The sequence below is a fragment of the Kribbella antibiotica genome (assembly GCF_004349055.1).
Lineage (GTDB): Bacteria > Actinomycetota > Actinomycetes > Propionibacteriales > Kribbellaceae > Kribbella > Kribbella antibiotica.
The window spans coordinates 34,506-54,034 of record NZ_SMKX01000013.1 but is presented as its reverse complement, the minus strand read 5'-3'; the positions used below and the strand labels follow the sequence as shown (position 1 = coordinate 54,034).

Sequence of the window (19,529 nt, the reverse complement as noted above, 5' to 3'; positions counted from 1 at the left end):
CGGTGCCATGAAGCAGGCAGCGACTCGACGTAGCGTGACCTTGCAGGATGTGGCCGACGTGGCTGGCGTCTCGCGCGCCACCGTCTCCCGTGTGGTGAACGAGAAGGACACCGTCCACGAGGACATCGTGCGGAGCGTCAAGGAGGCGATCGAGACCACGGGGTACGTCCCGAACGCGGCTGCCCGCACGCTCGTCAACCGTCGTACCGGCACGATCGCGCTGGTCATGTCCGGTTCCGACGGCTCAGCGGCCCAGGTGTTCGCGGATCCGTTCTTCGGCCGGATCACCGGCGGTGTCGTCACCTACCTGCGCGAGCGTGCGATGCACCCGACGCTGCTGCTGGCCGACTCCGACAGCGCGCGGCGGGACGCGCTCTCCTTCGTCCGGCGCAGCAACGCGGAGGGAGCGATCCTGGTCTCGACTCACGCCGGAGACCCACTACCGCGGCTGTTCGTCGATGCGGGTGTCCCGGCCGTGCTGTTCGCGCGTCCGTCGGATCCGGTCCCGATCAGTTTCGTCGATCTCGACCACGAGGCCGGCTCCGCGCTGGCGGCTAACCAGCTCGCCGAGCGGGGCTGCCGCCGGATCGCCACGATCGCCGGCCCGGCCGACCTCCCGGCGGCGAACAGCCGGCTCGCCGGATTCCAGCGCGCGATGGAACGCAAGGGCATCCCGTACGTCGAAGTTGCCCGCGGCAACTTCACCGCCGACAGCGGTGAGCAGGCGATGATCGACTTGCTGACGACGATGCCGGACATCGACGGGGTCTTCGCGGCCAACGATCTGATGGCGATCGGTGCTCTGCGCGCCTTGCGCGACGCGGGCCGATCGGTCCCCGACGACGTGGCGCTGATCGGCTTCGACGACAGCGAGCCGAGCCGGATGTCGCGCCCGCGGCTGACCACGATCTCGCAGCCGGTCGAGGAGATGGCCGCGAAGATGACCTCGATGCTGTTCGACCAGATCGCGACCCCCGACCTGTCACCGGCCTCGGTGATCTTCCAGCCCGAGCTGCTCCGCCGCGAGTCTGCCTGACCCGAGCCGGGTAGCCCGGGGTTGTACACCGGCCCGTTGCCGGACGTTGGGGCAGGCGTGCGGCAACGGTGGTGAACTCTGGGCTCCGTTAGGGCCGGGAGGAGTAGGTGTGGCGACTCGATGGATGCCTGATCTGAGCCGCAGTCTGTGGCGCGAACGAGGGTTCCGCGACCTCTGGCTGTCGCAGACGGCGACGTTGGTGGGAACCAATGTCACCTTGCTGGCGCTGCCGCTGGTCGGGCTCTTCTTCCTGGATGCCTCGGCGTTCGAGGTCGGCTTGCTGTGGGCGGTGGAGTACCTGCCGATCATGCTGGTCGGGCTACCGGTGGGCGTCTGGGTCGAGCGGCTGCCGCTGCGGACCGTGATGGTGCTGGCCGACCTCGGTCGGGCGGCCGCGTTGCTGGTGGTTCCGGTCGCACTGTGGCTCGACGTGCTGAGCATGCCGTTGCTGTACGGCGTCACGTTCGTGATCGGCCTCGGGACCCTCTTCTTCGATGTCGCGCAGCTGTCGTTGCTGCCGGCGCTGGTCGAGGAGAGCCGGCTCGTCGACGCGAACGGCAAACTCGAGCTCTCGAGGTCCGTCGCGCAGATCGGCGGTCCCGGGCTCGGCGGTGCGCTGATCCAGTGGCTGACCGCACCGCTGGCGCTCTTCGCCGACATGGTCACGTATCTGGCGTCGGCATACTTCGTGCTGCGCCTTCCGAAGACACCGCGCGCGATCCCGACCGAGGAGAAGCTCGACCTGCGGCGCGAGATCGTCGAAGGGATGCGGTTCGTCTTCGGGCATTCGCTGATCCGCCCGTTGCTGCTCTGCGCGACGCTGGCCGAGCTCGCGTTCGCCGCGGTCCTCGCGCTCCAGGTCGTGTTCGCCTCGGACGAGCTGCACCTGGCACCCGCGATGATCGGTATCGCGCTCGCGGTCGGGAACAGCGGCGGTGTCGTCGGCGCGCTCCTGGCCGAACCGCTGGCCCGCAAGCTCGGTACCGGTACGGCGTTCATGGCCGCGATCGTGCTGTTCGCCGGTGGCTCGGTGATTCTGCCGCTGTCACGTGGAGTGGCGACGTTCGCCCTGGGACTTTTCGTCATCTACCTGGGCGCGTACATCTTCAACGTCCTCCAGGTGAGCCTGTGCCAGGCCGTCACCCCGTCGAACCTGCTCGGCCGGATGAACTCGGTCTTCCGGTTCGCGACCTGGGGCGTGATCCCGATCGGCGCGGCCGTCGGCGGTCTGCTGGTCGACCCGATCGGCCTCCGGAACGTGTTCTGGATCGCGGCCGCGCTGAACGTGCTGTCGTTCCTGCCGCCGCTGTTCTCCGCCATCCCGAAGATGCGCGACTACCTCGAAGAGCCGGTTTAGTGGTGTGTCGCGTCTAAACCTTGGCACTGGCGACGCCCAGGCGGGCACCTCGCTGCGTTGGAGGAAAGGGCACGATGGAAAAACATCGAGCCCTTCCCTCCGCCTTGCGATGCACCCACCTGGACACCGCCAGCACTCAAGTTTTAAACGCGACACACCACTAGGCCTGCGCGACGATCACGTGGGCGTTGGTGCCGCCGATGCCGGTCGCGTTCACCCCGGCGATCCGGTGGCCCGGCCACGGCGTCGTCGTGGTGTTCACGACGAACGGCGACGCGGCGAAGTCGATCTCCGGGTTCGGTTCGGTGAAGTGCAGGCTGGCCGGGAGGACGCCGTGCTCCACCGACAGCACGGTCTTGATCAGGCCGGTGATCCCGGCGGCCGCGTCGGCGTGCCCGATATTCGACTTCACCGAGCCGACCCGGCAGAACCCGGTGCGATCCGTGGTCTCGCGGAACGCCTTGGTCAGTGCGGCCAGCTCGATCGGATCGCCGATCGGAGTCGCCGTACCGTGTGTCTCGACGTAGCCGATCTCAGCTGCGGTCACACCCGCCACGAGTTGCGCGGCCCGGGCCGCGGTCGCCTGGCCGACCACGCTCGGCGCCGTGAAGCCGATCTTGGCCCGCCCGTCGTTGTTCATCGCCGTCCCGCGAATCACCGCGTGCACGTGGTCCCCGTCGGCGATCGCGTCGGCCAGCGGGCGCAACGCGACCAGAGCGACCGCGCTCGCCGGCACTGTCCCGTCGCCGGTCGCATCGAAGGGTCGGCACCGGCCGGTGGGCGAGAAGATGCCTTCCGGGTCGTACGGCGTGCGGAACGGTCCGGCCTGCACACTCGCGCCACCGGCGAGGGCGAGATCGCAGTCTCCGGCGAGCAGCGACTGCACCGCGAGGTGGACGGCGACCAGCGACGACGAGCAGGCGGTCAGCACGGTGAGCGCCGGGCCGGAAAGCCCTAGTTTGTAAGCAATTCTGCTGCTCAGGTAGTCGAGATCGGTACCGAGCCGGATCAGCGACTCGGGCACGCCTCGGGTGCGGAGCCGGGCCGCGTGATCGGTCGTGGAGCCACCGGCGAACACCCCGGTCACGGGGCGGCCGGAGGCGCCGTACCCGGCGTTGCCGAGGGTCTCGCGCGCGCAGGTGAGCAGGAGCCGTTGCTGCGGATCGATGATCGCGGCTTCGTCGGCGGAGTACCCGAAGCGGTCCGCGTCGAACTCGTCGGCATCGGCCAGGACGCCGTACGCGGGAAGGAATCCGGAGTCCTCGTCCGTGGTCCGGGTGATGCCCTCGCGCCCGTCGAGCAGGTTCTGCCAGAACTCCGGGACACTCGACGCTCCGGGGAACCGCCCGCTCATCCCGATCACCGCAACGTACCCGCTGGTGTCCATCGCGCGACCATAGCCAGGCCAGACGGACGTTCGGTGAACAGCAGACGGATATCCTTGACAGGATTGACGATTGTCGGCTGAGCTGCCCGCTCATGGACAACTCCGCAGTTCTCCGGGGTGGCCCGGCGCCCGAACCCCGGACGCTTCTCGACATCTTCGCAGCCACCGTCGAGGCCCATCCCGCCGCGTCGGCGCTGGACGACGGCTCGGTCGTTCTTTCGTACGCCGGGGTGGCGGCGCGCGTCGCCAGCCTCAGCAATCAGCTCCGGTCGGCCGGGATCGGTCGTGGTGACCGGGTGGGGATCCGGATGCCTGCCGGGTCGGTCGATATCTACCTGGCGATCCTTGCTGTGTTGCACGCCGGCGCGGCGTACGTCCCGATCGACATCGACGACCCGCAGAGCCGTGCGGACGAGGTGTGGCAGCTGGCGGGAGTCCGTGGGGTGCTGGAGACCGGCCTCGTACTGCGCCTGCTCGACTCCGTTGGCGCGGCTGGGCCGCGCGACGACGCGTGGATCATCTTCACGTCGGGGACGACCGGGCGCCCGAAAGGGGTTGCTGTGTCGCAGCGGTCCGCGGCGGCGTTTGCCGATTCGGAGGCTCGGCTGTTCGCGCCGCTGGGGCCGGGGGATCGGGTGCTGGCTGGGTTCTCCGTTGCCTTTGACGCATCGTGTGAGGAGATGTGGCTGGCCTGGCGGAGTGGGGCTTGTCTGGTGCCGGCGCCGCGGCTGCTGGTGCGGTCGGGGGCCGAGTTGTGCCCATGGCTGGTGGAGCGCGGGATCACGGTGGTTTCGACGGTGCCGACGCTGGCCGGGCTCTGGCCGGCTGACGGGCTGAGCGGCGTCCGGCTGCTGATCTTCGGCGGTGAGGCCTGCCCACCTGAGCTTGCGGAGCGGTTCGTCCGGCCCGGCCGCGAGGTGTGGAACACCTATGGGCCCACGGAGACCACCGTCGTCGCCTGCGCCTGGCGGATGTCGGTCGGTACGACAGTGCGGATCGGTCACCCGTTGGACGGCTGGGAGTTGGCAGTCGTCGATCACGCCGGTACGCCGGTTGCGTGGGGCGAGGTCGGCGAGTTGACGATCGGTGGCGCGGGGGTCGCTCGCTACCTGGACCCTCTCGACGAGGCCGGTCGCTTCACCGGGGACCCGAGGGTCTACCGTACCGGCGATCTGGTGCGTGCCGAGCAGGCCGGGCTGGTATTTGCCGGGCGCAACGACCAGCAGGTGAAGATCCGCGGTCACCGCGTCGAACCGGCCGCGATCAGTGCGGCCCTCGTGACGCACCCGCAGATCGCGCAGGCCCACGTCGCGGTGGCCGACGGCAGGCTGGTCGGCTACGTCGTTCTGGCGGGAGGAGAGCTGATGGCCGCGGAGGTCCGGCGTTTTCTGGGAGAGCGCGTCTCCGCGGCGATGGTGCCGGCGGCCTTCGTGGTGCTGGATCGGTTGCCGGTGACAACGAGTGGGAAGATCGACACCCGCGCGCTCCCGGTTCCGGAACCAGGAGCTGCCGGGCCTTCGGTCGATGCCGCGGCGACCACCGAGGAGCTGGTGGTCGCGGTGTGGGGCGAGGTGCTGGGGTTCGGGGTGAGCGACCTGGACGAGAGCTTCTTCGACCTCGGCGGCAACTCGCTGGCCGTCAACCGGGTGCGGGACCGGTTGAGCGCCGTCCTGGGACGCGAGGTCGCGACCGTCGACCTTTTCACCTACGTGACGGCGCGGGAGCTCGCCGCGCGGTTGCGTGATCCGCAGCGGGAAACCGGACTGGTGGCGCGCGATCCGGCCCGGAACAGATTGCGCAACCGGCGGGACCGATTGACCGGATGCTGAGATTTCCTTTACATACAAAGGATTCCTTGGCGCTACCCGGCAGTTAGTCGCCTAGTGGACCGGTTCAGTTCATCTGGGATTGCGGCGGCCGACGTCCGGGCTGGATCAAATGCTCGGCAGCCGAGTCGGATCCCCCGCTGCACAGCGATGCCGGACCGACTCCCACCTCGAGGAGCCATCATCGATACCATCGAGTCCGCTCTCCGCTCCATCCTGGTCACCGACCTGTTCGTCGAGACGCCCGCCGACCGGATCGGTCCGGACGACCGCCTGCGCGCCGAGCTCGGACTGGACTCGCTCGGCTTCGTGGAGCTGCGCGTCCAGGCCGAGAACACGTTCGGTGTCACGATCTCGGACGCCGACTTCACCCCCGCGAACTTCACCAGCATCCGGAGCGTTGCGGAGCTGGTCCGCGATCTGCAGGCGCGTTCACAAGCCACCACATGACCGGCGGCACGCCACCTTCTGGGGAGGAACGCAGATGACGGTGACCTGGTTCGACCGGGACACGCAGTTCGACCACTACGGCGGCTCCCGGCTGCCGTTCGGGTGCACGGGCGCCAGTGGGCTGGTCCAGCAGTTCGTGGAGATCGACACCGGCCGCGCGTTCGACGTACTGGATGCCAGCGGTGGTTACGGATCCGCGTGTCTCGGCGCGGGATCGCCCGTTGTCGCGCAGGCGCTTTTCGACGGAGTGCGGACAGCGGGCTATGTGACCGACGAGCTCGCGTCGTCCGAGCGCTCCGAGACCCTGTGGCGACTCTTCGGCACCGACGGTCTGTTCGCCGACCGTTTCCCGCCGGAGGAGTACGCCGTCAGCGGCCGCAACTCGGGGACGGAAGGGGTGGAGCTCGCCCTGCGCATGGCCTTGGAGTCGCGGTTCGACGGCCGGCGGCTGCGCCCGGTCGAGGGCGCCGGGAAGCGCGACCTCGTCCTCGCCTTCGAAGGCGCCTGGCACGGTTGGTCCGGTGGACTGGTGCCGCTGCTGAACCGGCGCCACTACCGAATCGGCCTACCTGCTTACGCTTCTGAGCCCTTCGGTCTCACTGTCGAGCACATTCCGTTCGGTCACGCCGAAGCAGCGCGGGAGTGGTTCGCCCGCAACGGTGACCGGGTCCTGGCTGTCGTCGTCGAGCCCGTCCAGGGCGACGCCGGCATCCTCGTGCCACCGGCGGGCTATCTGCGCGAGCTGGCCGGCCTGGCGAGGGACAGCGGCGCGCTGCTGATCGCGGACGAGGTACTGACCTTTGCGAAGACCGGACAGCTGTTCGCGATGACGGATGAGCAGGGGGCGGTCGCCACTGACATCACGGTGATCGGCAAGAGCCTCGGCATGGGCGCGCTGTCGACTTCGATGGTGATCGCGCGCCGCCGGCTGGGTATCCGTGCCACCGGCGCCGTCGCTACCTCCGACCTGCGGCCACTGACCTGCGCGGTGATCCGGGCCGGGCTCGACCACATCGTGGCCGAGGACCTGCTCGGGCAGTCGGCAGCGAACGGATCCGAGCTGGGCCGGCTGCTCGACAAGCGGCTGGTGGCGGAGTTCCCCGAGACTTTCACCGAGGCGCGCGGAATCGGTTACCTGCAGGGCGTCGAGCTGTCCGAAGCGGCGGCGGGTCGTGCTGGTGAGCTGCGTGCGCACATGATCCGCGCCGGCGTGTACGTCGAACTGATGTCGGGTGCCGGTCGCCGGTCCAACGGGCTGCGCTACCTCTACCCGACGATGCGGGTCGCGCCACCACTGATCGCGACCGGCTCCGATCTGGAGACGATCGTCGACCGGTTGGTCGCGGGCGCGGCGTCGTTCGGATGACCGGGTTCGTTCCCGTGCTCCACAAGGTGGAGCACGTTGATACCGACGCGTCCGGAGTGGTGCATTTCGCCCGCTATGCGTCACTGATCGAGACTGCGCTGCTCGACAACCTCGAGCGGCTCGGTGCCGGTCTCGCCACCTTGGCCGCCGAGGGCGCCGAGCTCGTGGTCAGCGAGCTCCGGCTGCGCTACCTGGCCTCGGCACGCTATCCCGACGAGCTCAGCCTGGAGGCGGCCGTCGACCACGTCGGTGCGGCTCGGGTCCGGATCACCGGCACTGTCCGGCGCCGCGCCGATACCGCCGAGCTGGCGACGGGAATCGTCGTACTGGGTCTTGTCGACCGCGCCGACGGCTCACCTCGCACGCTGACCCCCGCCCTGCACGACATCCTCACAAAGGCCGGAGCCGATGCAGCCAACTGAGACAGCCACCGCCCAGCGCACCATGGGGTTCACCGAGATCAAGAGCTGGCTGCGCCACCGCCACCCGATGCTCTTCCTGGACCGCGTTCTCGACTACGAGCCGGGTGTGAAGATCGTCGCGGGGCTGGCGGTATCGGCGCAGATGGACGCGATCGCCGGTCACTTCCCCGAGCGCGCGATCTTCCCGGCCAGTCACCTCAGCCAGGCGTTCGCCCAGGCCGGCATCGTCCTCTTCCAGCTCAGTACGTCGAAGCTGCGCGATGACGAGCTCACGCTGGTCGGTGCGATGAACTCGCGGTTCCTGAAGATCATCGTCCCGGGCGACCACGTGGTGATCAGCGTGACCGCCGACCGGCTGATGGGCGACACGTTCTTCTTCTCGGGCCGGGCCACGGTCGAGGGCACGACGGTGGCGGCGTTCCGGGCGAACCTGGTGCGGCGGGATGTCGCAGACATGGGTCAGCAGTGGTGGTGACCGATCGGGTCCTGGTCACCGGTATGGCGTGGGATACCGCGCTGGGTGCCGATCTGGACACGGTCTGGGCGGCGCTGCTGGCCGGTGCTTCGGGGATCCGGCCGGTGCCGAGCTCCCACAAGCTCCGCAACTCGTCAGCAGCTGTGGTGGATGACCTCCCGCTGGATGGCGATCACCGGGCGCGGCAGCAGGCCTTGGGGCTCCGCACGTTGCGGGCTGCAATTGCGGACGCTGGTCTGAAGCTGGACGATCCTCGGCTGCAACTGGTGGCTGGAACGAGCTACGGTCCCGATCTGGATGCGCCTGCCGAGTCACTGGCTCAGTGGGGTGAAGACCTGGCCGCTGCGTCAGGCGTGCCGACCGTGACCCTGAGTACGGCGTGCTCGGCCGGCTCCGACGCCGTCCAGGTTGGTGCGGCGCTTGTTGCGGACGGTACGACGGACATCTGCGTTGTCGGTGGGGTCGACATCCTCACTCCGGCCAAGCGGCTTGGCCACAGCGCACTGGGGACTATGTCGCCGACCACGCTGCGCGCCTTCGACTCGGCGCGCGACGGCATGCTGCTGGGCGAAGGTGCGGCGTTTCTGGTGCTGGAATCGACGGCGTCGGCCTCTGCACGGTCGGCGCGGGTCTATGGCGCAGTGACCGGTGCAGGGTCAGCCAATGACGCGCATGGGGCGACTGCACCGGATCCGTCCGGCGACACCGTGGTGCGGGCGATTGAGACAGCGCTGCGGATGGCTGGTCGTGACGCCAGTGAGGTCGCTGTGCTGAACGCGCATGGCTCCGGTACACCGGTCAACGATGACGTCGAAGCTCAGAGCTTCCGGCGGCTGTTTTCATCGGGGCCGGTCGTTTTTGCGACCAAGGGCGCGTTTGGACACACGCTGGGCGCGACGGGGGCGCTGGAGGCCGTTGCGGTCTTGCTGGCGCTGCGGGACCAGCGAGCGCCCGCAGTCGTCGGACTGACCGATCCATTGCCGGACTTCCCGTTGCGGTTGCCGGTCGGCGAGCCGATGGCCTTCAGCGGGTCTGTCGGGCTCAGCGTCACGCTGGGGTTCGGTGGTTTCAACACCTGCCTGGTCCTGGAGAGGCCATGATTCTCCTCGGCGAAGGCCAAGTGGAGCAGGCAGTTCCGGACAGCGCGCGGCGGATTCCGTCCATGTACGTCGACCCCGTCGCCTGGCTGGTGCTGGAGTCCATCGAGCAAGCGATCAGTCACCCGCTGCCGGACGATGTCGGCGTGCTGGTGATCAGCACGTACGCAACGCTGGCGACCATGACGGAGTTGTCCGGTACGGCGGCGTCCGGCCGGGTGTCGCCGTTGCGCTTCGCAGGAGCTAGCCCTGGTGGCGCTGCGAGCCTTGCGTGCCTGGTGCACGGGTTCCGTGGGCCGAGTCTGTTGCTGACCAGCGATCCGGCACGCAGTCGGCCAGTGGCTCTCACCGTCGCACAGTCCTGGTTGAGCTCCGGTGCTGCGAGCTGTGTGGTGCTCAGCGTGCACACCGTCGACAGCGGCCATGCAGTGCACACTGTGGTGCTGGGAGCCGACGAGTGAACGGGTTTCTCGCGCTTCTCTCGCGAACGGTGGATGTCGACGGCTCTGCTCCGGTTGTTGAGCCTGCCGAGGTGTTCGCAGCGGTTGCAGCGCTCGACCTGGACCCCGGTGCGCCGGTACTGATCGCACTGCCCAACGGCAAGGCGATGCTGTCCACATTCTTTGCGGTGCTGCTGTCCGGTGCTGTGCCGGTGCCCATCGCTCCGGCCTCTGCATCGACCCGGATCGCCAGTATCGCGGAGCGCCTTGGTGCGGCGGCTCTGATCGCTACGCGGATTGACCCGGCGCGGTATGGCGCCGTACAGGTTGTTTCGCTGCCAGGTGCCGAAGCAGTGCGCTTTATTAGTCCACACAGTGCTGGGCCGCAGCAGCGGCACAGTCCGGGCGACGTCGTACTGATGACGTCTGGCACTGCGGGGATTGGTAGCGGGTGTCTGCATAGCTTTGAGGCGTTGCTGCGCAATGCGACCTGGCACGCAGATGCGATTGGCCAGCGGTCGACGGACACAGTGCTGCTGTGTCTGCCGTTGCACTACTCCTATGCGTTGGTGGCGCAGGCTTTGGCTGCTTTGGTGCGTGGGTCGCGGTTGGTCATCTCCGGTCCGCCGTTCACACCCCAGGCCTACGCGGCGGAGGTGGCCGAGCACGATGTCACGGTCTCTTCGCTCACGCCGAGTGCGGCGACTCGACTGCTCGACATCCCGGCGACGCTGCGGGTTCTGACAGTCGGGGGCGATGCGCTCGATCCGCAGTGCATCAGGCCGTTGCTGGGTGGCAATCGTGAGCTGTACCTGACCTATGGGCTCACGGAAGCCGGACCGCGGGTCAGCACGCTGGCTGTGCATGCTGAGCCGGAGCACCGCTGGTCGTCGGTCGGTCTGCCGCTACCTGGTGTGTGGACTGCGCTGAGAGAAGGCGAGCTGCTAGTAACGTCCAGCACAGTCCTGCGCCGCCGTCTGCCGGACGGCCTGCCGAGTCCATTGACCGCTACGGGGGCGGTCGCGACTGGGGACCGGTTCGAGATCGATGCCGATGGCTACCACTTCTTCCGCGGCCGGTTGAGCGACTCGGTGGTGGTCGGAGGCGAGAAGGTCTGGTTGCCGTCCGTCCGCCGCATAGCGACACAGGTGCCAGGTGTTCGGCACTGCCGGACCACGGTGTACCGCGATGACCGTGACGAACTCCGCTACGACCTGGAGGTCTCGATGGACGACCCAGGACCGCAACAGGCCGCAGCGATCCAGCGTGCACTCAACCAGGTGTTGCTGCGCAGCGAACGCCCACACCGCATCACTGTGCGGGCTACTACCGAAGAGGGGTGGCACAAGTGACCGTTGTTGCTGAGCTGGAGGCCGTAGCCAACCAGGTCTCCCAGAGGCCGGATGCGGTCGCGGTGACGTTCCAGGGCGAGACCATCAGCTACCGCGAGCTGTGGGAGCGGGCCGGCCGCGTCGCCGACCATGCGCGTTCGCTCGGCGCTACGACCGCCGGAGTCCACTTGGAGCGGTCGATCGACCTGGTTGTCGCCGTGGTTGGACTGCTTCGCGCCGAGTGCGCCGCAGTACCGCTGGACGTTGGTTACCCGGTCGAGCGGTTGCGGTTCATGTGCGCGGATGCCGGGGTGCGCGTGGCGATCGGGCACGAGGCACCCCTCGCCCGGCTGGGCGGTTTCAGCGCCGTTGCGCGCGACGGCTTGATGGTGTGGGCAGTGGATGAGTCGGTGCCTGCCCAGGAGACCGAGGCTGAGCTCGCGTACGTCGTGTACACATCGGGCTCGACGGGTCGGCCGAAGGGCGTTCGGTACGCCCATCACAACCTGGCCAACCTGATCGCCTGGCAGAGCGACACGTCCAGCTGCGGAGCGGGCGATCGCACGCTGCAGTTCGCGCCGTCGTCGTTCGACATCATCTACCAGGAAGTCCTGACGACGCTGGGCGAGGGCGGGACGGTCGTCTGCTGCACCGAGGACGAACGACTCGACCCCCAGGAGCTGTGGGACCTGATCGAGAGCGAGCGGGTCAACCGGATCTTCGTGCCGTTCGTGATGATCCAGTCGCTGGCCCTGTTCGTCGAGGACGTGAGCCCGGCAACGCATCCGTTGCGGGAGATCCTCACCGCTGGTGAGCAGGTCCAGGCCAGCGACCGGATCCGTGCGCTGTTCACCCGGCTGCCTGACTGCCGGCTCGTGAACCAGTGGGGGACTACGGAGTCCCACGTGTCGACGTCGTACGAGCTGCCGGCCGATGTTTCGAGCTGGGACGACCTGCCGTCGATCGGTGCGCCGATCCGGGACACCCGCGTGCTGGTGTGCGACGACGACGGCCGTCCGGTGCCGGATGGTGAGATCGGCGAGCTGTGGGTTGCCGGGGCGGCGGTGGGGCCGGGTTATCTCGGGCTACCCGAGCGGACGGCCCAGAGCTACGTTCCGGATCCGCAGCACCCGGGGGAACCGGCGTACCGGACCGGTGATCTGGGGCGGGTGCGGTCGGACGGGCTGCTGGAGTTCCTCGGCCGTCAGGACACCCAGGTGAAGGTGCGTGGGTTCCGGATCGAGTTGGGGGAGATCGAGACCGTGCTGAACTCGGACCCGGCGGTTGCCCAGGCGGTGGTGTCGGTGGCTGGGGCGACGGCTGAGGAACGGTACCTGCGGGCGTACGTCGTGCCGAAGGCGCTCGCCGATGACGACCTGCCAGCTGCCCTGCTGGCAACGCTGCGCGAACGGCTGCCTGCCTACATGGTGCCGACCGGGATCGAGGTCGTGGCGTCCTTGCCCCGGACCGCCAGCGGCAAGATCGACCGGCTCGCCCTGAGGAGCGTCTGATGTCTCTCTCGCCATTCCAGCGCGCCTTGTACGTCGTCGAGCAGCTGTACCCCTGCACCGGGATGAACAACGTGCCGGTCGCGGCCCGCTTCGAGGGACCGCTGGATGTGGTACGGCTGAAGGCAGCGATCGATCGGATCGTCAGCCGGCATGAAGCGCTGCGCACCACGTTCCCCGGGGCGGAAGAACGTGTCGGCACCGCAGCGGTCGAGCTGCCGATCACGCAGGCCGACGAGACTGCCGCACTGGAGCTGGTACGACGCTGGGCCGGTGAGCCGTTCGATCTGGTCAACGGGCCGCTCCTGCGGACCCGGCTCATCGAACTGACACCGACCTCGCACATCCTGGCCGTGGTGATGCATCAGCTCATTACGGACGGTCCGTCGCTGCAGGTGTTCTTCGACGAGCTCGGCGATGGGTACGCGGGATTGCCTGCCAGTCCACTCCCTGCCGTCGAGCGCACCGAGGCCGACGAGGATGCGAAGTGGTGGGCGTCGCAGCTGGCCGGTGTGCCCACGGTGCTGCGGTTGCCGACCGACTACCCGCGGCCGCGGGTAGCCACATCGCAGGGTGCGAACCATGTCCACGTCATGCCTGCTGCGGTGATGACACCGGTGCTGCAGCGAGCACGAGAGCTTCGCGTCACTCCGCTGGTGGTGGTGCTGTCGGCGTACACCGCACTGCTGTCGCAGCTGTCTGGCCAAGAGCAGGTGCTGGTTGGGGTGCCGGTCAGCAGGCGGGACCGCGCTGAGCTGGAGTCGGCGATCGGGTTCTTCGTGAATGCGCTTCCGGTGCTGGGCGACACGTCGGGGGAGCCCGCCTTCGGTGAGCTGTGCCAGCGGGTTCAGGGGAGTCTGCTGGATCTTCTGGAGCACGCCGACGTGCCGTTCGACCGGATCGTCGCGGAGCTGGCGCCAGAACGCGATCCCGGGCATGCGCCGCTGGTACAGGCGTACTTCTCGTTCGAGGCGGCGCCGATCGTGACTCCGCGGCTGGAAGGGCTGACGGCGACAGCGATCGAGTGTCCGCCGGAAGACGCGAAGGTCGATCTCGACCTGACGATCTTCCGCGCTCAGCCGGGCAGCGACGACTTCCGGCTGACTTTCACCTATCGGACCGACCTCTTCGCCGAGAGCACGATCGCCGCACTGGCCGACCAGTTGCAGCAGTTGCTGGTGGCCGGCGCAGCTGACCCGGAACAGCCACTTCCGGTGCTGGTGACTCAGCGAGAGCCCGTAGCGGTTGCTGCGCAGCCTGCCCCGGCAATGGCGAGTGGGCAGCCGGAGCTGGAGCAGCAGGTGATCCGGATCTGGCAGGAGGTCCTCGAGCGGACCGAGGTGGGTCTGCACGACAACTTCTTCGACCTCGGCGGTACGTCGTTCACGTTACTGGCGACGCAGTCCCGGCTGCGCGAGATCACCGGCACCACGCCGCCTCTGGTGGCTCTGCTCGAGTACCCGACCGTTGCGACGCTGGCTCGGTTCCTGGGCGGCGGCGAGAGCACTGCGGAGCCATCGACCGAGCGATTGCTGGCTGGACGCGACCGGCTGCGGCAGCGTCGGCGTACTGCTCGTCCGGATGCGACATGACCGACGATCTCGATGCAGCGCTGGCGATTGTCGGGATGGCCGGCCGCTTTCCTGGGGCTCACGACATCCAGGAGCTGTGGGCGAACCTGCTGTCCGGAAGCGACCAGATCACCCGCGCACCCGCCGCTGCGGACGGACGGGTGCACGGCTATGGCGTCGTACCGGATGCGGACCGGTTCGATGCGGGGTTCTTCGGGTTCTCTCCGCGCGAGGCGACGATCCTCGACCCGCAGCACCGGGTGTTCCTCGAGTGTGCGTGGACAGCGCTCGAGAACGCGGGCTACGACCCGTCGCGGTTCGACGGCTCGATCGGTGTGTACGGCGGGTGCGGGCTGACTGATCACCCGGCTGCGCTACAGGCCCACCGAGGCCGGTTCCCCGGTAGCTCGACCTGGGAGCTGCGCAACGGCTACGGGTCGGACTTTCTGACCGGTCGGGTTGCCTACAAGCTCGGCCTGCGTGGGCCGGCAGTGTCGATCCAGACCGCATGCTCCACCTCGCTGGTCGCAGTGCATCTGGCCGGCCAGGCATTGCTGTCGGGCGATTGCGATATGGCCCTGGCGGGTGGCGTGACGATCCACATGCCGGCCCCAGACGCTGCCGAGGGCGACGAGGATGTGCTGTCGCTGGACGCACGGTGCCGGTCCTTCGATGCCGCCGCGAACGGCACCGTGGCGGGTGATGCGGCCGGCATCGTGGTCCTGCGCCGACTGGACGACGCACTGGCCGACGGGGACCGGGTGTTGGCGGTGATCCGCGGATCGGCGGTCACCAACGACGGCTCCCGCAAGGTCGGCTTCTTCGCTCCCGGTGTCGCCGGACAGATCGACGCGATCCGTACGGCGCACCTCGTAGCGGGGGTGGATCCCCGCACCATCGAGTACGTCGAGGCGCACGGCACCGGCACCGAAGCCGGCGACCCGATCGAGGTGCGTGCGCTGGCCAAGGCGTTTGCGCTGGGGACAGCCGACAAGGGCTTCTGCAGGCTGAGCTCGGTGAAGGCGTCCGTCGGTCACACCGATGCGGCCGCCGGTGTGACGGGCCTGATCACTGCGGTCCTTGCGCTCCAGAACGGCGTCATTCCAGGCACACACAACTTCCGGGAGCCACATCCCGACCTGATACTCGCTGAGAGCCCTTTCACTATCAGTGCCGAGCCATTGCCCTGGCCAGCTCGCGATACTCCACGCCGAGCCGCAGTGAACTCGCTGGGTCTCGGTGGGACGAACGCACACGTGATCGTCGAAGAGGCGCCCCGGCGCGCTGCGTCAGCCGGCGACAGCCGGCCGCAACTGCTACCGGTGTCAGCGCGGAACGCTGCCGCGCTGGCCACGGCCACCGACCGACTGCGCGAGCACTGCGGTTCCCTTGCCGATGTCGCGTGGACCTTGCAGACCGGCAGGCAGGCGTTCGTGGAACGCACTGCGATCGTTGCGTCCGGGCAGGGCGAGGCGGATGTGGTGAGCGGTCGAGCCATGGAGGGGCGGACAGTCGCGTTCCTCTTCCCCGGGCAGGGTGGGCAGTACCTGGGGATGGGGTCCGACCTGTACCGGGACGAGCCAGCGTTCCGTTCGGCGATCGACGGCGCTTGTGACTGGGCCGGGTTCGACCTGCGGAAGGTGCTCTACCCCGACGACGCGGACTGGGCCCAACGGCAGTTGGACACGATGCAGGTGTGCCAGCCGGTGTTGTTTGCGGTGCAGCATGCGTTGACTGAGCTATGGCGGTCGCGCGGGGTGACTCCCGAGGCAGTCCTCGGACACAGCCTTGGCGCCTATGCTGCGGCCACGGCCGCCGGCGTACTGGCACCAGCGGATGCGATGCGGTTGGTTCTGGCGCGAGGGCGCTTGTTGGACGGACTACCGGCGGGCGCGATGCTCGCCGTACCGCTCACACCGACAGAGCTCGAACCGCTGCTCGTTGGGGACGTCGTGCTGGCGGCAGTGAACAGTCCGGATCAGTGCGTGGTCAGTGGGCCGGCTGATGAAGTGCAGCAGCTTCAGAAGGTGCTGGAAGCCCAGGACGTGGACGTTCGGCCCCTACGAATCTCCGCGGCCGCTCACTCGACATTCGTCGACGCAGTGCTGCCGGAGTACGCCGCTGTGGTGGAGAGTGTGCCGCGACGACCACCGGCCATCCCCTGGGTGTCGGACCGCACCGGACTGGTCACCACAGTCGCAGACGTCCAGGACGTGACGTCGTGGACTGCGCATCTACGCCAGACCGTGCGCTTTGCGGACGCTTTGTCGACAGTGCTTGCCAATGGCAACCATGCGCTGCTGGAGGTCGGCCCCGGTCAGACGCTCAGCACACTGGCGCGACGGCACCCCGACTGCGACCCGCAGCGTCCGATTGCCCAGAGTCTCGCGGCAGGCGGCGTACCGGATCGTGACGGCGGCAACGTCAGCATGCTTCGCGGTGCGGGGCGGCTGTGGGTCTCTGGCGTGGACCTCGACTGGGCTGCACTACATGAGGGTCGTGAACGCCGGAAGGTCGAGCTGCCGAGCTATCCGTTCCAGCGCACGCGGTTCCGCCTCGACGAGGAGAGCGAACAGCCTCCCGCCGAACCAGCCACACCGGATGCGGTGCCGATGACTGCAACGGAACGGGTACTGGCAACAGCGTTTGCCGAAGCGCTGGGGCTGCCTGCGGTCAGCGTCAACGACAACTTCTTCGAGCTGGGCGGCGACTCACTGATCGCGTCCCGGATTCTTGCTGCGGTGCGTGGACAAGTCAGCAGCGAGTTGACGCCGCGGTCGTTCTTTCTGGCTCCAACAGTCGGCCAGTTGGCGGCCGAAGTCGCCGTACCGGTGGTGGCTGCCAAACAGTGGCTGTTGCGACGGCGGACGCGGCCCGAGGCGCCGGTGCGGATGTACTGCTTCCCACACAGTGGTGGTTCGCCGGGGGAGTACCTCGGCTGGGCAGACCGGTTGCAGGACACCGAGCTGTGGGCGGTGCAGTTGCCCGGACGAGGCAGCCGGATGGGCGAGACGCCGTACACGTCGATGGATGCGTTGGTTGTGGACTTCCTGGCTGAGGTAGAGCTGGAGCAGCCGTTTGTGTTCTTCGGGCACAGCCTCGGTGCACTGGTGGCGTACGAGGTCGCACGGGCGTTGCGGGATGCCGCGCGGCCCGGTCCGGCGGCGCTGTACGTCTCGGCGGCGCGGGCACCGCAGGTGGATCGGCTCAGCGACGGTTTCCACGAACTGGAGAACGCCGACCTGATCGAGGCGATCGAAGAACGGTACGGCCGGCTGCCGGGTGAGCTCACCGCCAACCCGGAGATGCTCGACCTGATGCTGCCGGTACTGCGGGCCGACCTGACGCTGGTCGCGAACTACCGGTCCCAGGACGCGGCACCACTGGACTGCCCGGTCACGGTGTTCGGTGGCAGCACGGACGACGACGTGACGCCGTACCTCGACGAGTGGCGCGCGTACACGAGCAGGCCGATGGAAACGCAAGTCTTCGCAGGCGATCACTTCTACTTCCGGGAGCGGACGCATGAATTCCTCCGAAACCTCGCCGAACGTGTTGCAGGAGCTGTACGCGGGACGGATCAGGTGGGAGCTGCTGACACCGTTCCCTGAGCCGGATGCCTCCGGCGCCGACGCGGTGGCCGTGCTGACGGCACTGCTGGACGACCACCTCGACGCCGAAGAGGTTGAGTCGAGTGGGCGGCTGCCTGACGGGTTGCTGGAGAAGCTGCAGGGCGCCGGATTGCTCCGGCTGATGGTTGATCCTGAGCTCGGCGGGCTGGGGGTGTCCTGGTACGGCGCCTGCCGGGTGGTGGAGGCAGCGGCGCTGCGATCCGTGGCGGTGGCGTTCGTGCTGTCGATCCAGAACGGGTTCGGCTCGTCGGTCTACCTTCCAGCGCTGGCGGACGGGCCGCTGCGGACAGTCATCGCGGCGAAGGTTGCTGCGGGCATCATTTCGGCCGCCGCCGACGCGGAGCCGGCTGGGGCCGCGAACCAGAGCCGGCAGACGCGCGCAGTACCGGCTGATGGTGGCTATCTGCTGACGGGGGAGAAGCTGTTCATCGGCAACGGCGCAGTGGCCGACTTCCTGGATGTGTCCGCGACGCTGGCCGACGGCTCGGTGCGGCTGTTCTTCGTGGACACCAGCAGTCCGGGGTTCGAGGTGGTGGCGCGGCACGAGTTCATGGGACTGCGCGGTGCGCCGTTCGGCATGCTGCGGCTGACCGATGTGTGGGTGCCCGCCGACCAGCTGATGCCGGAGTCGGACGACTGGCGGATGCGGCCCGAGCCCGGCGTACACAGTGATTTGGGACTGCGTGCCGCCTTGGGCCGGCACCTGGTGATCGGGCCGCCGGCGCTGGCGATCGCGCGGCTGGCCCTGGAGTGGGTGCAGGAGTTCGCCGGGCGGCGCACGATCGACGGGCGAGGCCTCGGATCGTACGAGGAGATCCAGCGGACGGCGGGAGAGATCGCGGCCGAGGTGTACACGATCGAAACCGTCCAGTTGTGGTGCGTCCTCGGCACCAACACCGAGCACGACCTCGCCGCGGCCAAGAACATCACCTCGCTGGCTGCCTGGCGCGCCATCGACCGCGCGGTGTCCGTCCTTGGCGGGGAAGGCTACGAGACCTCGCGCAGCAAGGCAGCCCGGGGCGTTCCGGCGCACCCGGCCGAGCGCTACCTCCGCGACGCACGGGCCCTCCGCATCGCCGGTGGTGTGGACACGATGATGGACCGCTGGTCGCAGCAGTCCAACCAGCCCACAGCCGTGCCTGCTGAACCGGTTGGCGACTCGTACCTCGCTGTCCAGGTCCATCGGTTTGCTGTGACGTGTCACGCACACCCCACGCCGACGCAGCGGCAGTCCGCCGTACTGGGGCGGTTGGGCGGTGAGCTGTTGACGCTGACGTTGCTGACGGCTCGGCAGGGCACCTTGGTGGCCGAAGCGGCGCAGCAGCAGTCCAGGCATCGCATTGAGCAGCTGTGGACGACGCTGACGGCTGAGCTGGACGACGCCACCAATCCGACGACGGAGCTTGGCCGGGAGCTGCTGGTGGAGCGGATCGTCGCCCAACTGTGGGCGGAGGCCTTCGGGCAGGTGGAGGGGGACTTTTTCTCGCTGGGTGGGCATTCCATGGTGGCGGTGCGGTTGGCCGCGGCCTTGCGGGAACGGTTGGGGGTCCGGGTGCCGGTGCGGGTGGTTCTGGAGCGCCCGACGGTGGCGGAGTTGGTGCAGTACCTGGTCCATGAGCGAGCGTGAGGAG

At 68.3% G+C, this 19,529-nt stretch carries 15 protein-coding genes; 14 read left to right on the top strand and 1 reads right to left on the bottom strand.

All coding sequences use genetic code 11. The annotated features are described in order from the left end of the window. The first annotated feature begins 7 nt into the window (after window positions 1-7). Together E1263_RS06845 and E1263_RS06840 are read left to right on the top strand one after the other, a co-directional pair. A complete protein-coding gene (locus E1263_RS06845; protein ID WP_132166319.1) occupies window positions 8-1,036 on the top strand; it encodes a LacI family DNA-binding transcriptional regulator in 1,029 nt (342 codons plus the stop codon). 109 nt (window positions 1,037-1,145) lie between these two features. After that, window positions 1,146-2,393 (top strand): MFS transporter, encoded by a 1,248-nt coding sequence (locus E1263_RS06840; protein WP_132166318.1) that lies wholly within the window; start codon window positions 1,146-1,148, stop codon window positions 2,391-2,393. 160 nt (window positions 2,394-2,553) lie between these two features. Here E1263_RS06840 and E1263_RS06835 read toward each other — a convergent pair whose 3' ends face one another. Further along, window positions 2,554-3,780, bottom strand: a complete 1,227-nt coding sequence (locus tag E1263_RS06835; RefSeq protein ID WP_132166317.1) for a beta-ketoacyl synthase N-terminal-like domain-containing protein — start codon at window positions 3,778-3,780, stop codon at window positions 2,554-2,556. A gap of 92 nt (window positions 3,781-3,872) precedes the next feature. On the opposite strand from E1263_RS06835, the gene E1263_RS06830 reads away from it, so the two are divergent. The 12 genes from E1263_RS06830 to E1263_RS06780 all read left to right on the top strand — a co-directional run bounded on the left by E1263_RS06830 (window position 3,873) and on the right by E1263_RS06780 (window position 19,525). Beyond that, window positions 3,873-5,609, top strand: coding sequence for an AMP-binding protein (locus E1263_RS06830; RefSeq protein ID WP_132166316.1), 1,737 nt, complete (start codon window positions 3,873-3,875; stop codon window positions 5,607-5,609). 147 nt (window positions 5,610-5,756) lie between these two features. Next, a complete protein-coding gene (locus E1263_RS06825; RefSeq protein ID WP_132166315.1) occupies window positions 5,757-6,056 on the top strand; it encodes an acyl carrier protein in 300 nt (99 codons plus the stop codon). A 34-nt stretch (window positions 6,057-6,090) separates the two neighbouring features. Beyond that, window positions 6,091-7,422: an aminotransferase class III-fold pyridoxal phosphate-dependent enzyme gene (locus E1263_RS06820; protein ID WP_132166314.1), complete on the top strand. Its 1,332-nt coding sequence runs from the start codon at window positions 6,091-6,093 to the stop codon at window positions 7,420-7,422. Then, window positions 7,419-7,844 carry an acyl-CoA thioesterase gene (locus E1263_RS06815; protein ID WP_132166313.1) on the top strand — a complete coding sequence of 142 codons (426 nt, stop codon included), beginning with the start codon at window positions 7,419-7,421 and terminating at the stop codon, window positions 7,842-7,844. Before E1263_RS06820 ends, E1263_RS06815 begins: the two co-directional genes overlap by 4 nt. Beyond that, window positions 7,831-8,319 carry a 3-hydroxyacyl-ACP dehydratase FabZ family protein gene (locus tag E1263_RS06810; protein ID WP_202868755.1) on the top strand — a complete coding sequence of 163 codons (489 nt, stop codon included), beginning with the start codon at window positions 7,831-7,833 and terminating at the stop codon, window positions 8,317-8,319. The genes E1263_RS06815 and E1263_RS06810 overlap by 14 nt, the downstream gene beginning before the upstream one ends. Next, the gene (locus tag E1263_RS06805; protein WP_132166312.1) at window positions 8,316-9,419 is read left to right on the top strand and encodes a beta-ketoacyl synthase N-terminal-like domain-containing protein; all 1,104 of its coding nucleotides are present in this window, start codon (window positions 8,316-8,318) and stop codon (window positions 9,417-9,419) included. The genes E1263_RS06810 and E1263_RS06805 overlap by 4 nt, the downstream gene beginning before the upstream one ends. Continuing rightward, a complete protein-coding gene (locus E1263_RS42600; protein WP_165956521.1) occupies window positions 9,416-9,877 on the top strand; it encodes a beta-ketoacyl synthase N-terminal-like domain-containing protein in 462 nt (153 codons plus the stop codon). The genes E1263_RS06805 and E1263_RS42600 overlap by 4 nt, the downstream gene beginning before the upstream one ends. Then, a complete protein-coding gene (locus E1263_RS06800; RefSeq protein ID WP_165956520.1) occupies window positions 9,874-11,208 on the top strand; it encodes a class I adenylate-forming enzyme family protein in 1,335 nt (444 codons plus the stop codon). Before E1263_RS42600 ends, E1263_RS06800 begins: the two co-directional genes overlap by 4 nt. After that, window positions 11,205-12,698 carry an amino acid adenylation domain-containing protein gene (locus E1263_RS06795; RefSeq protein ID WP_165956519.1) on the top strand — a complete coding sequence of 498 codons (1,494 nt, stop codon included), beginning with the start codon at window positions 11,205-11,207 and terminating at the stop codon, window positions 12,696-12,698. Before E1263_RS06800 ends, E1263_RS06795 begins: the two co-directional genes overlap by 4 nt. Beyond that, on the top strand, window positions 12,698-14,287 hold the full coding sequence (locus tag E1263_RS06790) for a condensation domain-containing protein (protein ID WP_132166309.1): 1,590 nt from the start codon (window positions 12,698-12,700) through the stop codon (window positions 14,285-14,287). The genes E1263_RS06795 and E1263_RS06790 overlap by 1 nt, the downstream gene beginning before the upstream one ends. Then, the gene (locus tag E1263_RS06785) at window positions 14,284-17,877 is read left to right on the top strand and encodes a type I polyketide synthase (RefSeq protein WP_132166308.1); all 3,594 of its coding nucleotides are present in this window, start codon (window positions 14,284-14,286) and stop codon (window positions 17,875-17,877) included. Before E1263_RS06790 ends, E1263_RS06785 begins: the two co-directional genes overlap by 4 nt. Then, window positions 17,792-19,525, top strand: coding sequence for an acyl-CoA dehydrogenase family protein (locus tag E1263_RS06780; protein WP_132166307.1), 1,734 nt, complete (start codon window positions 17,792-17,794; stop codon window positions 19,523-19,525). Before E1263_RS06785 ends, E1263_RS06780 begins: the two co-directional genes overlap by 86 nt. Window positions 19,526-19,529: the final 4 nt, after the last annotated feature.